13 protein-coding genes are annotated in these 14,151 nt (G+C 56.2%); 6 read left to right on the top strand and 7 right to left on the bottom strand.

Annotation, left to right across the window (positions count from 1 at the left end; all coding sequences use genetic code 11):
* Nucleotides 1-4 precede the first annotated feature (4 nt).
* The 4 genes from EPD59_RS21270 (at nucleotide 5) to EPD59_RS21260 (ending at nucleotide 3,685) form a co-directional block, all read left to right on the top strand.
* Nucleotides 5-595, top strand: a complete 591-nt coding sequence (locus EPD59_RS21270; protein WP_240731553.1) for a prephenate dehydrogenase/arogenate dehydrogenase family protein — start codon at nucleotides 5-7, stop codon at nucleotides 593-595.
* Nucleotides 493-846 carry a prephenate dehydrogenase dimerization domain-containing protein gene (locus EPD59_RS23015; protein WP_317128428.1) on the top strand — a complete coding sequence of 118 codons (354 nt, stop codon included), beginning with the start codon at nucleotides 493-495 and terminating at the stop codon, nucleotides 844-846. Before EPD59_RS21270 ends, EPD59_RS23015 begins: the two co-directional genes overlap by 103 nt.
* Nucleotides 846-1,946, top strand: a complete 1,101-nt coding sequence (locus EPD59_RS21265) for a chorismate mutase (RefSeq protein ID WP_205703460.1) — start codon at nucleotides 846-848, stop codon at nucleotides 1,944-1,946. The genes EPD59_RS23015 and EPD59_RS21265 overlap by 1 nt, the downstream gene beginning before the upstream one ends.
* A gap of 287 nt (nucleotides 1,947-2,233) precedes the next feature.
* Nucleotides 2,234-3,685, top strand: coding sequence for a phytoene desaturase family protein (locus tag EPD59_RS21260; protein WP_133274525.1), 1,452 nt, complete (start codon nucleotides 2,234-2,236; stop codon nucleotides 3,683-3,685).
* Between the two features lie 99 nt (nucleotides 3,686-3,784).
* On the opposite strand, the gene EPD59_RS21255 is transcribed toward EPD59_RS21260, so the two are convergent.
* Nucleotides 3,785-4,552, bottom strand: coding sequence for a porin family protein (locus tag EPD59_RS21255; protein ID WP_133274524.1), 768 nt, complete (start codon nucleotides 4,550-4,552; stop codon nucleotides 3,785-3,787).
* Nucleotides 4,553-4,838: 286 nt separating this feature from the next.
* The gene (locus EPD59_RS21250; protein ID WP_133274523.1) at nucleotides 4,839-6,116 is read right to left on the bottom strand and encodes a hypothetical protein; all 1,278 of its coding nucleotides are present in this window, start codon (nucleotides 6,114-6,116) and stop codon (nucleotides 4,839-4,841) included.
* A gap of 99 nt (nucleotides 6,117-6,215) precedes the next feature.
* Between EPD59_RS21250 and EPD59_RS21245 the strand changes: the two genes are divergently transcribed.
* Complete coding sequence (locus EPD59_RS21245; protein WP_133274522.1) at nucleotides 6,216-7,595, top strand: lysophospholipid acyltransferase family protein; 1,380 nt, start codon at nucleotides 6,216-6,218, stop codon at nucleotides 7,593-7,595.
* 17 nt (nucleotides 7,596-7,612) lie between these two features.
* Here the strand turns inward: EPD59_RS21245 and EPD59_RS21240 are convergent, their stop codons facing one another.
* From EPD59_RS21240 to EPD59_RS21225, 5 genes are all read right to left on the bottom strand, one after another.
* Nucleotides 7,613-8,254 carry a hypothetical protein gene (locus EPD59_RS21240; protein WP_133274521.1) on the bottom strand — a complete coding sequence of 214 codons (642 nt, stop codon included), beginning with the start codon at nucleotides 8,252-8,254 and terminating at the stop codon, nucleotides 7,613-7,615.
* Nucleotides 8,244-9,077: a metallophosphoesterase family protein gene (locus EPD59_RS21235; protein ID WP_133274520.1), complete on the bottom strand. Its 834-nt coding sequence runs from the start codon at nucleotides 9,075-9,077 to the stop codon at nucleotides 8,244-8,246. Before EPD59_RS21235 ends, EPD59_RS21240 begins: the two co-directional genes overlap by 11 nt.
* An 83-nt stretch (nucleotides 9,078-9,160) precedes the next feature.
* On the bottom strand, nucleotides 9,161-10,225 hold the full coding sequence (locus EPD59_RS23975; RefSeq protein WP_317128427.1) for an NAD(P)/FAD-dependent oxidoreductase: 1,065 nt from the start codon (nucleotides 10,223-10,225) through the stop codon (nucleotides 9,161-9,163).
* Nucleotides 10,198-10,812: a response regulator gene (locus EPD59_RS23970; RefSeq protein WP_317128426.1), complete on the bottom strand. Its 615-nt coding sequence runs from the start codon at nucleotides 10,810-10,812 to the stop codon at nucleotides 10,198-10,200. The genes EPD59_RS23975 and EPD59_RS23970 overlap by 28 nt, the downstream gene beginning before the upstream one ends.
* A 160-nt stretch (nucleotides 10,813-10,972) precedes the next feature.
* On the bottom strand, nucleotides 10,973-12,361 hold the full coding sequence (locus EPD59_RS21225; RefSeq protein WP_133274519.1) for a sensor histidine kinase: 1,389 nt from the start codon (nucleotides 12,359-12,361) through the stop codon (nucleotides 10,973-10,975).
* 275 nt (nucleotides 12,362-12,636) lie between these two features.
* Between EPD59_RS21225 and radA the strand changes: the two genes are divergently transcribed.
* Complete coding sequence (radA, locus tag EPD59_RS21220) at nucleotides 12,637-14,022, top strand: DNA repair protein RadA (RefSeq protein WP_133274518.1); 1,386 nt, start codon at nucleotides 12,637-12,639, stop codon at nucleotides 14,020-14,022.
* Nucleotides 14,023-14,151 lie beyond the last annotated feature (129 nt).

The following is a 14,151-nucleotide window of genomic DNA, read 5'->3' as shown; positions in this document are numbered from 1 at the left end:
AAAGATGATAGTCACCATAATAGGTATTGGTTTAATTGGGGGCTCCTTAGCATTGAGCCTCAAAGATGCTGGCTTGGCTATGCATATCATTGGCGTAGATCAAAGCTTCGAGAACCAAACGAAAGCTCTGAGCTTGAATCTGGTCGATGAGGTAGTCGACCTGGCGTCTGGCATCAGCCGTGCCGACCTCATTGTGCTGGCTGTGCCCATGGATGCCATGCTCACGTTGCTGCCACAGGTTTTGGATTCAATTGCTGACCACCAGATAGTTATCGATGTAGGATCGACCAAGCAAAAGCTGCTGACAGCCGTTGCGCAGCACCCGCGTCGGGCCCGTTTTGTGGCGGTGCACCCCATGGCCGGTACCGAGTATTCGGGGCCCGAGGCGGCGGTCCAGGGCTTGTTTCAAGACAAGGCCGTCGTAATCTGCGACGCGGAGCACAGCGACCCGGCCGCCGTAAGTCGGGTGGGGGCATTTTTGAGCGAATTGGGATGCGGCTGGTGTACATGGGCGGGGCTGCCCACGATCTGCACACGGCCTACATCTCCCATATCTCTCACATCACCTCTTTTGCCCTGGCACTCACTGTCTTAAACAAGGAAAAGGAGGAGCAGCAAATCTTTAACCTAGCCAGCGGCGGCTTCGAGTCGACGGTACGGCTGGCTAAAAGCTCGCCGGATATGTGGGTGCCTATTTTCCGCCAAAACCGCCTCAACGTGCTCGATGTGCTCAGTGAGCATTTGCGCCAACTCCAGCACATGAAAGAGGTGCTGGAACAAGAGGATTATCCCGCTTTTCATCAGCTCATTGAGCAAGCTAACCTCATTCGTAAAATCTTGAAATAATGGACCAAGCCCAAACAACTACCATGTCGGCCGCTGAGCTTACCAGCAAAAAGCCCCTGCTCATCTCCGGCCCTTGCAGCGCCGAAACCGAGGAACAGCTCCTCGATACCTGCAACCAACTAGCCCAAACCGGCCGCGTGGATATGCTGCGCGCCGGCATCTGGAAGCCGCGCACCAAGCCCGGCGGCTTTGAGGGCATCGGCACGAAAGGCTTGCCCTGGCTGCAAAAGGCCCGTGAGCAAACCGGCCTGCCGGTGATGGTGGAAGTAGCTACGCCCAAACACGTGGAAGACAGCCTGGCCTTCGAGATGGATGTTCTCTGGATCGGCGCGCGTACGACAGTGAACCCTTTTTCAGTGCAGGCCGTGGCCGACGCGCTGCGCGGTACTGACGTGCCGGTGTTCATCAAAAACCCCATCAATCCCGATGTAGAGCTGTGGGCCGGCGCCGTGGAGCGTTTAGCTAAAGCGGGGGTCAAGCAAATTGGCCTCATTCACCGTGGCTTTTCCAGCTACGGCAATACCGAATACCGCAACGCGCCGCTCTGGCAATTACCCATTGAGATGAAGCGCCGCATGCCCGAGCTGCCGCTCATCTGCGACCCCAGCCACATCTGTGGCCGCCGCGACCTACTCGCCGACGTAGCCCAAAAAGCCATTGACCTTGACTTCGACGGCCTCATGCTGGAGTCGCACCGCGACCCGGACCAAGCCTGGAGCGACGCCGCCCAGCAGGTAACGCCCACCAATTTGGTTGCCCTGCTCGATAGCCTCATCTGGCGCCACGAAACCACCGACAAACAGGAATTCTTGACCGTGCTGGCTAAGCTGCGCGACCAGATCAACCACATCGACGACGAAATTATGCAGCTCATTAGCAGCCGCATGGCCGTAGCCGAGAAGATCGGTACCTACAAAAAGGAGAACGACATCACCATTCTGCAGCCCAACCGCTGGAATGAAATCCTGGACCGCGGTGTACAGAAAGGCGCCAAGCTAGGACTGACTAAAGATTTCATCCTCAAGTATTTCGACGCCATTCACCTAGAATCTATCAACCGCCAAAACCGGGTAATGAACCCACACGACGACGTTAAATAAGGAATGGGGGCTTTTTTCCGAAAGGGGATATAGCTAGTCACGTATTGACAACACTCTAAGAAGTAAGCTAGCCAATCACAAAGTTTAACGTAAGCCCCTTTTCTAAAGGCGGTCATGCAGAACGCAGGGAAGCATCTCGCGTGCAGTCTTTGGGATTACTAATCTCACATCAGCACGCGAGATGCTTCCCTGCGTTCTACATGACCGCCTTCGGGATTATCAATGGTTAGTTACCTTTCAGGCGCGGCCTTGTTTAATCGATACTTACTTTATAAAATTCATTTCTAGTGGATAAGCGTGATTTTGATGCGGTAGTCGTCGGTTCAGGGCCGAATGGGTTAGCCGCCGCCATTACGCTCCAGCAAGCTGGCCTATCCGTTTTGATACTGGAAGCCAAAGAAGCTATTGGCGGTGGGTTGCGGTCGGCTGAACTTACGCTGCCCGGCTTCGTGCACGACGTTTGCTCGGCCATTCATCCCTTAGCGGCCGAGTCGCCTTACCTCAAAACCTTGCCGTTGGCAGAGCATGGCTTACACTTTATTAATCCATCAGTAGCCGCCGCTCACCCTTTTGATACAGGCCGAGCCGCAACTCTAGATAGCTCACTATCGGAAACGGCCCGGCGGCTGGGGGCAGATGAAAAGACATACCGGCAACTTATCCAACCTATTGTCCGCGACTGGCCGGTGCTGGCGCCCGCTATTCTGGGGCCGCTGCGCATCCCGAAGCATCCGTTGGCAATGGCTCGTTTTGGCCTCGATGCGATTACTTCGGCTACGGTGCTGGCCAAGCGTTTTCAAACGCCCGAAGCGCGGGGGTTGTGGGCTGGTATGGCTGCCCACGCCATTCAGCCGCTTTCCAACGTCACCACCTCGGCCATCGGATTAGTTCTGATGGCTATGGGGCATGTGCGCGGGTGGCCACTACCGCAGGGCGGCTCGCAGGCCATTGCGCAGGCGTTGGGGTCGTATTTTACATCACTGGGGGGCAAAATTGAGACAAATGTGCATGTTAGCTCACTTACTCAACTGCCCTCCAGCCACGCCGTCCTGTTCGATGTCACGCCCCGACAGTTACTTCAGATTGCGGGGCATACCTTTTCGTCGCTTTATCGCTGGCAGTTAGAGCGCTACCGCTACGGCATGGGCGTGTTCAAGATTGATTGGGCCTTGGATGAGCCTATTCCGTTCACGGCGCCGGAATGTCGCCAAGCTGGCACCGTTCATTTGGGGAATTCACTGGAGGAAATCGCCGATTCGGAGCAGCAGACCAGCGAAGGCAAGCACCCCGAACGACCTTTTGTGCTTTTGGCCCAGCAAAGTCTGTTTGACCCCACCCGCGCGCCCGCTGGCAAGCACACAGCTTGGGCGTATTGCCACGTGCCCAACGGTTCGCAGGTAGACAGAACAAACGCCATTGAAAGCCAAGTAGAACGGTTTGCTCCCGGCTTCCGCGACCGGATTCTGGCCCGGCACACCATGAATACTGCGCAGATAGAATCTTACAACAATAACTATGTCGGTGGCGACATCAACGGCGGCATTCTGGATGTGACGCAGTTGTTTACTCGCCCGGCGTTGCGTGCTTCGCCCTATCGCACCTCGGCGAAGGGTCTCTATATCTGTTCTTCCTCCACGCCCCCCGGTGGCGGCGTGCACGGAATGTGTGGGCACCACGCCGCCCGGCAAGCCTTGCAGGATATTTTCAAGCGCCAGCCAGCGCCCTTACTCAACAGCTAGGTTTAGGGTTTTCTGTTACAGGCACTTTTTAAAGCACCAAAAAAGCCCCCAGAATATCCGGGGGCTTTTTATTGGTTGTTGAAAGAATAGGGCGCAGAACTAGAAAGAAAAGTTTACTGAAGCTTTAATCACGCGGTTCTGAGCGTCGAAGCGGTCGTTTTTATCCAGGGAAGTGAGGCCGTAATCGTAGCCGGCGCTTAGGCCCAGGCCGCTGTCGAACTGGTAACCTAGGCCACCAACTACGCCAAAGTCTAGCTCCCGGAATTGGTTGCGCACGTCATAGTCCTGCTTAAAGGCGGAGAAACCTAGCGCCCCGGCTTCCACCCGCACTTTGTTGCTGACCAAGTACGACGCTTGCGGGCCAGCGTAGATGTAGAGGCCGCGCGTGAGGTACGCCTTGGCCAATACAGGCACATCGATATAAGCCATGCGCGAGGTAGCCGTTACGCGGGCATTTAAGAAGTCGAACCGCTCTAAAGGAACGCGCCCCGCGAGTTGGGTGCCTTTTTCGGAGTATATCAGGCCGGGCTCAATGGCAAAGCGCGCTCCCAAAGGCAGCGTAGCATACAAGCCCGCATGAAAGCCAGGCCGCATTTCGCGCGTTACGGCCCCATTGGTCAATTCGGCTACATCAAGCACGCTTTGCACCGCATCACCCGACCAGTCGGCGACGTTGACGCCCGCCCGCAGGCCAAACTGCACACCCCGACTGGGGGAAGTAGAGATAGATGTAGTGGTAGAATACTGCTTTGGGCGGGGTGCCAAAGGCGCGTTATAGGGCTGCCGAACCTGAGCCTGAGCTCCGATGGCAGTAGAAAAGAGAAGAGCAAGCGCGGCCAGGCGACCGCAAAGACGCAGATTTTTCATATCCAGGAAATAGTAGAGGAGAAGAGGAAACGCTGCTATTCGCTATGTGCACTTCGGAATAGCTGAGCGTTGCAATGTATTATTGCAAAACCGTGCCAATCACAGCGTTATGCAGCTTTAACAGCTATAGTATTCTGATTTATAGCCAATTAAAAATCAGAATAAGTACATGCAGTTTCCTCTATATTTCTTGGACTGATCCCAAAAATTATCTGTAAAGTGATTTGAGCCCGTGCTGCTGACCGGAGTACGAGGTCGCGCTTTGTGATGAAAATTTCCCCCCACCTCAATCCTGCGGAGTTGATGCGATCAACTGGTCAATTACGGCGAGGGCGGAGTTGTTTGCAGGCAGCGCCTGCACCAAGAACTGGCGTGCCAGCACAAACTGATTATGCGCCTGAAGATTGTTTTTCTGCTCCAGATACAGATGGCCCAAGTAGAGTCGCTGGTACCCTTGGGCCAGCGGATCCTGGTTGGGAACAGCGGCTTGCTCCGTAAAAAAGGTAATAAGGTCTGGACCCTGATTATTGCTTAGATATAAGTCGAGCAGCTCACGGTAGGTGCTTTCATCCTTGGGCGCCAACTGGTAGAGCTGCTGCGTAAGCCGCACAATTTCGGGCTTGTTCTTGCCTTTGAGGGCGGCCAGCAGCTTGGGTTTTACCGTCGCCAGCTCCGTAGGATTGATGGGTTCGGGCTCGGTGGCGGGCGTAGTGGTGGCGGCAGTTGTCGCAGTGACAGGTGTGGTGCGCGGCTTCGAGCGGGAAGGCTTGGCGGGTTTGCCCTCCGCTACGCGCTTTATCTGCTCCTCAATATCGGCCAGCATATAAGCCGCATCAGACTTGAATTGCTCATCTGTGTATAGATTCATGGCTAAGCGCACCTCATCGCGCGATTTTTCCAGCTGCTTCAGCTCAAGCAGGGAGTAGGCCAGGTGATAGTGGGCGTCGGGAAAGTCTTTCTTTAGCTGAATGGAGCGGCGGAAAGGCCCTACCGATTGGGCGAAGTTGCCGAGCCGCTCGTGGGCGTACCCTAGGGCATAATAGGAAAGATAGTCGCCGTAGCCGCGCAGGTGCGCTACTTCGTAATGACGCACCATAAGGGCAAAAAGCTTGTCCTCACCCTTGGCCTTCTCGGCACAGTCGCACTGCTGGGCGCTGTAATAGTAGTCGCCTAACGCTTTGTCCAACTTATAGTTAGTGGGGTTACGGCGCTTGAGGTTGAGCAGTGCCGTTTCGATGGGAAATCGATAGGCCGAGTCGTAGGAACGCTGAGCGCGCATTTGCTCCAGCGTTTCAACCAAGGCCAGATCCTTCATCGAAAAGATCTCATACTCGCGGGTGGTGATATTATATGACAGGGCAATTTCCTGTTTGCGCATCACCACGGCGGGCCGGCTATTTTGGGGATCAAACTTTTGGAGCAGAGCAAAGGCTGAGCTGTATTTGCGCTGGGCGACCAAGTCGTTGGCCTGTTTTAAGGCAGCTGATTCGGCTTTGTCAGTCTGGGCCGAAGCGGCAGTCAGGGTCAGCAGGAAAGCAAGAAAAAACGAGAAGACAGAACGCATGAATAGAGCAGGAAAAATGAATGCGGCGGCAAAGCCTTGCCGAAGATACCGGGTTGAGAAATAATCCTGACTTTCGCTAACGTTTTACTGTTCCCACTTATGCTGTCGTACGCCATACTCAAGCCCCTGATTCAACTGGGGCTGCGCGTTTTTTTCCGTCGAATAGAAGTGCGCCACCGCAAGCTGCTGCAAACGCCGGGACCGTTACTAATCGTCGCCAATCACCCTAATACGCTCATGGACCCGCTGGTAGTAGCCGCCAATCGGCGCGATTCGGTGGCTTTTCTGGCTAAGAGCACCTTTTTTAAGGGTGCTTTTATGAAATGGCTGATGGCGCAAACCAACTCCATTCCTATCTATCGGCGCCAGGACGCGGATGGCACTGACCCCGCCGCCCAAGTAAGCCCCGAAGAATTGGCCCGGCGCAACGAAGCTACTTTCGGCCGCAGCTACGACTACCTCGACCAGGGCGGCACCATTATGATTTTTCCGGAAGGCACCAGCGTAACCGAGCGGCGGCTGCGCCCCCTCAAAACCGGGGCTGCCCGCATCGCGCTGGGCGCCGCCGCTCGCCACGACTTCAAACGAGAAGTGCAGATTTTGCCCGTGGGCATCAATTACTTCGACCCCAGCCGGTTTCGCTCGGATGTGCTGCTCAACGTGGCCCAGCCCATCCAGGTAACGGATTACGCGGCCCTCTACGCCCGTGACCCCATCGCGGCTGCCGACGAGCTGACCGAGGAAATTCGGCGGAGGCTAGAGGAAAACCTGGTCATAACTCGCGATGCGGCCGAAGATGAGCTGGTGCAGCAAGTGGAGCGCACCTTTGGCGAACACCTCGCGCCCGACGATGATGAAACCCTGTATGACAACTTCGAGCTCAGCCGCAACTTGTCGGAGGCCATTATTTACTTCGAGAAGCACGACCCCGCTCGCTTGCAGGAAGTGCGCGAGAAACTAAGCGAGTACCTGCGTGAGCTGCGCGCGTTGCGCCTCACCGATGAGTCGCTGGAGTCGGGCAACAAAGGCGAGCGGTGGCTGCGGGGGGCAAAAACGGCGTTGAAGCTGGCGCTGGGCTTCCCCGTGTATGTGTACGGGGTAATAAATAACTACCTGCCCTACCGGATTCCGTCGGTGGTAGCCCAGCGTGCTACCAAGGAAGTGGAGTTTGTAGCACCTATTCTGATGGTGACGGGCATGGTTACGTTCAGCCTCGCCTATGCCGCCCAGATTGCCCTTGTACAGCACTTTGTGCAGGACTGGCGCCTGACCATGCTCTACGCTCTGAGCTTGCCGCTTACTGGGTTTTATGCTCTTTATTATTGGAACAACCTGCAGGACCGCCGCCAACGTTTGCGGGTGCTACGGCTGTTTCGGCAGCAGCGCCCGGCGATAGAGAAGCTGCTGCGCCAGCGTGCCAGCATTATGCGCTTGCTCGCTAACGCACGGGCCGCCTATGTGGCTGGTAATGAACTGTAACGTAGAATTTTTGCGCCCTAAAACGTGAATTTGCCCCCCACACCTAACGTCAGCACATCTGTCACTTTCAGCCCCGACAGGTTGGTGGCCAAACTCACTACATACAAGTCATTGGTGCCCAGCTCATAGTAAAGCGAGACTGCGCGCGGTTGGCCCGTAGGACTAGGCTTTAGGGGGCGCGCGAGTTTTCCACCTATAAAGGCTCCGAAGCGCACCGTAGAGGACCACCAGTAGTAGCCGTCGTAGTATTTCTCGTCGCGGGAGCGGTTAAGGGTACGGGAAGGAGTATAGTTCACTAAGCCGCCAAAAGACAGCGGATGCACCCGCCACGCCGCGCTACGAAGTGTAATAGTGTAGGGCGTGTACGTGGTTTTGAGGGTGAAAATGCCCAGCGCTTTATTGCCCGCGTAGCGCTGGGGTACGTAGCCAGCCAGCGCATCCACGTCGAGCCGCTGCCGAAACAAGCTATAGCCCACGCCGCCGCTCACCATCCCGATGCCGCCCGCCGTTTGCAGCACGGCGTGCTGCGGCACGTACCAAGCCCGCGTCGAACGTGTGGCTGCCGAGTCAGTTGGAGCTTGGGCTGCTGCTGGCAACACGGATAGAATCAGCCCAAAAAAGCCCCCAGAAGTAGAAAAACACGCATAATTAAAAGGCAACTTTCTCGAGCTTGTACTGATCAGCACCCCATACGGTCAGAATCACGTATTGGCGCTTCTCGAAAGCATACGAGTTGATGTATGTCACGCCATCGGCGTATGGCTCACCGATGCTGAAGCTGTGGGCGTGGCCATTGAGGTGAAAAAGCAAGCGGGGGGCTTTTGCCAGCGCTTCGGTGTAAGGCTTGATAAGCGTGGGGTCAAAATCTTCGTTGGTGGGCGGCACGTGGCAAAGCACGATCTGGCGGCGTACACCCACGGTATCAGCGAGTTGCTGCTCAAGCCAGCCGATGTCGGGCACCTTGCCATTGAAGCCATATTCGCGGCTATTCGTGTCGATGAGAATAAAGCGGGTGCGGTCGTAGGTGAACGTGTAGTTCAGGGGCCCGAAGATTTCCTGATACGCTTGCCGGCCGTTAGCTACTTGGTCGTGGTTGCCGATAACGGTGAGATACGGCACGTTCAGATGGCGCAGACGGTCATTCACCCACTGCATCTCGCGGCGCAGCCCAAAATCGGAGATGTCGCCGGCCACTACTACCGCCGCGATACCGCGCTGCCGATTCACGCTTTCCACCAGCGGCCCACTTTCATCGTGAAAACGCTGGGAGTCGCCAGTAAACACAAAGCGCAACGTGTCGCCGCCGGTAGGCTTCGGCGTTGCTTGCAGGCGCGCCAGGTTTTTGGCTGTCAGGTCGCGCTCGGCGGCGGGGGCGCGTACATCGTTGGGGCTGAATTCAAACAGTTCGCAGCCTGTAAGCAGTAATGTAGCCGCCGTCAGAAGTATTCCCTGACGAATACGGCGTGTTAGTGTAATAAGCATTAATTCAATTAGTTGCAAGGTATAGTGACTCTCTGATTGACAGCATAACGGCCATTATCGATCTAAGTCACTACTGCTCGTTGCTATTCATCTAAGTATTCGTGCACAAATTTAATCGCCATGGAGCCTTCGCCCACGGCCGATGCCACTCGTGCCATGGCGCCCACCCGATTGTCGCCGGCGGCAAAGATGCCCGGCACGCAGGTTTCGAGCAGATACGGCTCGCGGTTGCGCTTCCAAAGGGCCGCGAAGCGCGAGTCGCTTACCAAATCGCGGCCCGTGAGCAAAAAGCCGCGCTTATCGCAGAGCAGGATGTCCTGAACCCATTCGGTGCTAGGTTTCGCACCAATAAAGACGAACATGGCGCGGGCGGGCCGCACTTCTTCCTGCCCTCGGTTTACGATTATCACTTCCTCCAAATGATCCTGTCCCCGCACTTCCTTTACCTGTGCAAAAGGTAGGATTTCGATATTGTCGGTTTGCCCAATCTGCTCAATCAGATAAGCCGACATGGAAGCCGCCAACGATTCGCCCCGAATTAGAATGAACACGCGGCGGGCGTAAGTAGCCAGGTACATAGCCGCTTGGCCTGCCGAGTTGCCACCACCTACAATGTAGACGTCCTGTTGGTCGCAGGAGCGCGCTTCGGTGCGGGCCGCGCCATAGTACACGCCAGCGCCGCTTAGGTGATGCTCACCAGGTACATCCAAGGTTCGGTAGCTTACACCAGTAGCCAACACTAGGGCCCGGGTGCGTACTTCGCTGCCATCTGCCAGCGTCAGAACTTTGTACTCATCCTGTAAGCATAGATTGGTAACCTCTTGTGGTCCAACTAGTTCGGCGCCTAAGCGAACGGCCTGCGCCCAAGCCCGGTGAGCCAGTTCGGCGCCGCTTAGGCCCGTGGGGAAGCCTAAGTAGTTTTCAATGCGTGAGCTGCTACCGGCCTGTCCGCCGGGCGCACCCCGCTCAATAACCAGCGTCTTCAGCCCCTCCGAAGCGCCATACACCGCCGACGCCAGCCCCGACGGTCCGGCGCCAATCACGACTACATCATAAAGCTCAGCGGAAGCTTTCTGCGATAAACCTATTTTGAGCGCCACCGCTGCCCGCTCGGGGCGGGCTAGCGCAGAGCCATCTTCAAACACCACGACGGGCAAGTCGGCGGGGTGAGGCCCGTGCTTTGCAACAGCGTATCCGCTTCAGGGTTGGTTTCATAATCGAGCCATTGATACGCCACCATATAGCCCGCCAGAAAGTCTTTCAGCTCATGCGAAAGCGGCGACCATTGAAATCCGATCAGTCTAAGCCCCTGAAAGCGTGGCCTATAGTGAGCTTGCCAGGCGGCCAGCAAGTCGCGCAAGGTGGGGTAGAGTAACTCCTGCGGCGGATCCCAAGGTTTGAGGAGATAATAGTCGAGGTGGGCGTTGTTGATGGCCCGAATAGCGGCCTCGGTATCGGCGTAGGCCGTGAGCAGCACTCGCTTGGCATCCGGAAATATGGCGCGGGCTTTTTCCAGCAGCTCCACGCCTTCCATTTCGGGCATGCGCTGATCGGCCAGGAGCAGCGCCAGCGGCTCGGCACGAGTGGCCAGCTCCTTCAGAATTTCCAGAGCCTCCGGCCCCGAGCTGGCCCGCAGCACCCGATAGTCGCGGCGAAATTCGCTTCGCAAATCCCGGTCGATGGCGCTGAGTACCTGCGGATCGTCATCCACAACAAGGAGAACTGGTTTTTTCATAGCAGTGATAGGTGCTTGGTAAACTATGCGCTAATAGATTAGGTAGGATGTCATGCTGCGCTTTGCCTGATGGTCAATCGTATCCATGCAAAGGTACAGACGGGCTGGGGGGCTTTTTTACTTCAACTACTCTCGGCCTTATTAGAAAAAGCCCCCAGCCTTACGTGAGCGCTGGAAGCCACACGCTAAACTCCGTGTGCCCAGGTACTGAGTTCACCTCCAGACGCCCATTATGGCTTCGTACAATACGCTGAGCGATATCGAGGCCCAGGCCGGAGCCGGCACCGGCTTCCTTTGTAGTGAAGAAGGGCTCAAAAATATGATTCAGCACATCCGGCGCGATACCCGTACCGTTGTCGATGATGGCAACGCGCACAAAGCCACTCTGCAAATGGGTGCGCACCGTAATCTCGCCGCCCACAGCCACAGCATCGATGGCATTATCGAGCAGGTTGGTCCATACCTGGTTCAGGCTACTGACCTGACCCCGTACCAACGGAAGCTGAGGGGCAAAATCGCGAGTCAGCTGAATCTTTTTGTCGCGGAGCTGATGGCCCAGCATGGTAAGGGTGCTTTCCAGACCGCTGTGAATATCGAGGGGCGCGCGGTCGGTGGCGCGGTCCATGTGCGAGTAGGTCTTTACGCTGGCTACCAAAGTGCTGATCCGGCCGCCGGCCTCCTGCACATCTCGGATTAAACGTTGGGTGGTGAGTTGGCCTTCCAGCCAAGCAAAAGCAGCCGGCAGCGCGGGCTTGGGCAAGTTGGCGGCTACGGGAGCAAGTATATCCTTGGTCACTCCGGCCTCCAGCAGCCCGGCCGCGAGGCGGTAGCCATCGGCTACTCCTTGGTCTTCGAGCCAATCGGCTAGATCGTCCTCGTAATCAGCGCACTCCAGCGCCGACATAGACTTCTCATTGGCAGTTATTTCCGTAGCTAATAGCGTCAACGCTTTCAGCGCTTCCGGAGTAGGGCAATGCTGAAGCAAATCCAGCAGCTGCGAGGGCTTAGCCAGGTTCAATTCCTGCAAGGCTTGCGAGGCGCGGGCAATGGCCGCCGCCGGATTATTCAGCTCATGCGCTAATCCCGCCGACAGCTTACCGAGGGCGCGCAGCTTGTCGTCGCGTTCTTGCCCGCGAGCCTCATCACGGGCCCGGTCGCTCATCAAGGCCACCAAACGCTGCGTCAGTTCCGGGCTTGTTCGCTCCAGCTCCGGAAACAGGTCGCGGTGCAGCACGAACGTAACGGTAGGCATGGTCGCGATGCTATAGCCATTCACAACGCGCAACCGCGAATACGGCAGCACGCCACTCACTTGCCCCGCACTTATCCGAAAAATAGGCTCCCGATTGCCATTGCGCACCGCAAAAAACTGAAGTTCGCCTTGTAGTAAGGCCATCATATACTCAGCCGGGTCGCCGGGTTTGAAGATAATCTCTTCGGCCGCGTATTCGCGCCGCTCCCCGTGAGCAAGGAGCCAATCGATGGTTTCGGGGGGCAAATCGGCGAATGCCGGAATAACGGCTAGATCGGTAGGGGCAAGGCTAACCATACAACAGAGATAGCTAAGGGGAAATAAATCGATACATAACAAGCAGCACTGCACCTGAGTTTGGCTAGCTCATCTGGCAGCAGATTGGGGGGCTTTTTCCGTAATCCAAGCACTTAAAGACCTTAAGCAAGGTAAGCCAAATTCACTTTCGGCTAACCTAATGCAACGAATACTCACCGCCGTCGACGTCCCGAACCAGTGAGCACCGGCAAATCTCGATCTTGCCAAACTTTTCCTTCCCGCTGAGCATTCTATACGTTCATCCGAACCAATTCATGGCCAAAATCAAGACCCTTTATTTCTGTCAAAAGTGTGGTGCTCAGTCAGCCAAATGGATTGGCCGCTGCCCATCGTGTGGGGAGTGGAATACCTACGTGGAGGAAGTAGTCGAAAAAGAAAATAACCAGTCTACCGGCTCCTGGAAGCCGCCTACAGCTTCACCCGGCGCCAAAACCAGCGCCAAGCCCCGCCCCATCGGCGAGATTCACTACGAGGAGGAAGCCCGTATCGACACGCACGACGGCGAGCTAAACCGCGTGCTCGGGGGTGGCCTCGTGCCCGGCTCCCTGGTGCTTATCGGTGGCGAGCCGGGCATTGGCAAAAGCACGCTTATGCTCCAGATTGCCATGAGCTTACGGCAGCTCAAGGTGCTGTATATCTCGGGGGAGGAAAGTGAGCAGCAAATCAAGATGCGGGCGGAGCGCCTCGGCGACCAGCATCCCGGCTGCTACATCCTCACCGAAACCAATACTCAAAATATCTTCCGCCAAATCGACCAGCTACAGCCCAATGTGGTGGTAGTCGATTCTATCCAGACCCTGCAATCGGGCTTGGTGGAGTCAGGAGCCGGCTCGGTGTCGCAAGTGCGGGAGTGCACCGCCGAACTGCTTAAGTACGCCAAGGAAACCGGCGTGCCCGTACTGCTCATTGGCCATATCACCAAAGACGGTTCCATTGCCGGCCCCAAGATTCTGGAGCATATGGTCGATACCGTGTTGCAGTTCGAAGGCGACCGGCATCTGAGCTACCGGATTCTGCGCACCATCAAAAATCGGTTTGGGTCTACTTCTGAGCTGGGTATTTATGAGATGCAGGGCGCTGGTTTGCGCCAGGTATCCAACCCTTCGGAAATTCTGCTTAGCCAGCGCACCGAAACACTCAGTGGCATTGCCATCGGGGCTACACTGGAGGGGAACCGGCCCTTGCTAGTGGAAGTGCAGGCCCTGGTGAGCCCCGCTACGTATGGCACGCCCCAGCGCAGTAGTACCGGCTTCGACTCCAAGCGGCTACAGATGCTGCTGGCCGTACTCGAAAAGCGGAGCGGCCTCCGCCTGGGGCAGCACGACGTGTTTCTAAACATTGCCGGTGGGTTGCGTTTAGAAGACCCAGCCCTCGATCTGGCCGTGTGCGCTGCTGTCGTTTCTTCCCTCAATGACATACCGCTCAGCGGCGAAACCTGCTTGGCGGCTGAGGTAGGATTGAGCGGCGAAATACGTGCCGTCAGCCGTCTCGATCAGCGTTTGTCGGAGTCCGAAAAACTCGGCTTTCAGGAAATGTACATTTCGCAGTTTAATGCTCGAGGTTTGGACTTAGGGCGCTTTGGTATTCGGGTACACCCGGTTGGGAGGCTAGATGAAGTATTAACGGGACTGTTTGGGTAAAAAATTTAGGCATGTTTATAGCTGGTAACAAGTAGTGAATCGCTGCTTCTATTCCGGTAAAATACATTTTTCACCCTTTTTCAGCTGCCAAGAGAGCTTTTACGCCACTCAGCTTCCCAATTTCGAACT

The sequence above is a fragment of the Hymenobacter radiodurans genome (genome assembly GCF_004355185.1).
GTDB lineage: Bacteria > Bacteroidota > Bacteroidia > Cytophagales > Hymenobacteraceae > Hymenobacter > Hymenobacter radiodurans.
This window is presented reverse-complemented; position numbering and strand designations above follow the sequence as displayed.

What these genes read in the sequence shown, in the direction of transcription:
- EPD59_RS21270 (WP_240731553.1), top strand. Translation starts at nt 5, where the DNA reads ATGATAGTCACCATAATAGGTATTGGTTTAATTGGGGGCTCCTTAGCA.
- EPD59_RS23970 (WP_317128426.1), bottom strand. Translation starts at nt 10,812, where the DNA reads ATGAAAAAACCAGTTCTCCTTGTTGTGGATGACGATCCGCAGGTACTC.
- EPD59_RS23015 (WP_317128428.1), top strand. Translation starts at nt 493, where the DNA reads ATGCGGCTGGTGTACATGGGCGGGGCTGCCCACGATCTGCACACGGCC.
- EPD59_RS21235 (WP_133274520.1), bottom strand. Translation starts at nt 9,077, where the DNA reads ATGCTTATTACACTAACACGCCGTATTCGTCAGGGAATACTTCTGACG.
- radA (WP_133274518.1), top strand. Translation starts at nt 12,637, where the DNA reads ATGGCCAAAATCAAGACCCTTTATTTCTGTCAAAAGTGTGGTGCTCAG.
- EPD59_RS21250 (WP_133274523.1), bottom strand. Translation starts at nt 6,116, where the DNA reads ATGCGTTCTGTCTTCTCGTTTTTTCTTGCTTTCCTGCTGACCCTGACT.
- EPD59_RS21245 (WP_133274522.1), top strand. Translation starts at nt 6,216, where the DNA reads ATGCTGTCGTACGCCATACTCAAGCCCCTGATTCAACTGGGGCTGCGC.
- EPD59_RS21255 (WP_133274524.1), bottom strand. Translation starts at nt 4,552, where the DNA reads ATGAAAAATCTGCGTCTTTGCGGTCGCCTGGCCGCGCTTGCTCTTCTC.
- EPD59_RS21225 (WP_133274519.1), bottom strand. Translation starts at nt 12,361, where the DNA reads ATGGTTAGCCTTGCCCCTACCGATCTAGCCGTTATTCCGGCATTCGCC.
- EPD59_RS21265 (WP_205703460.1), top strand. Translation starts at nt 846, where the DNA reads ATGGACCAAGCCCAAACAACTACCATGTCGGCCGCTGAGCTTACCAGC.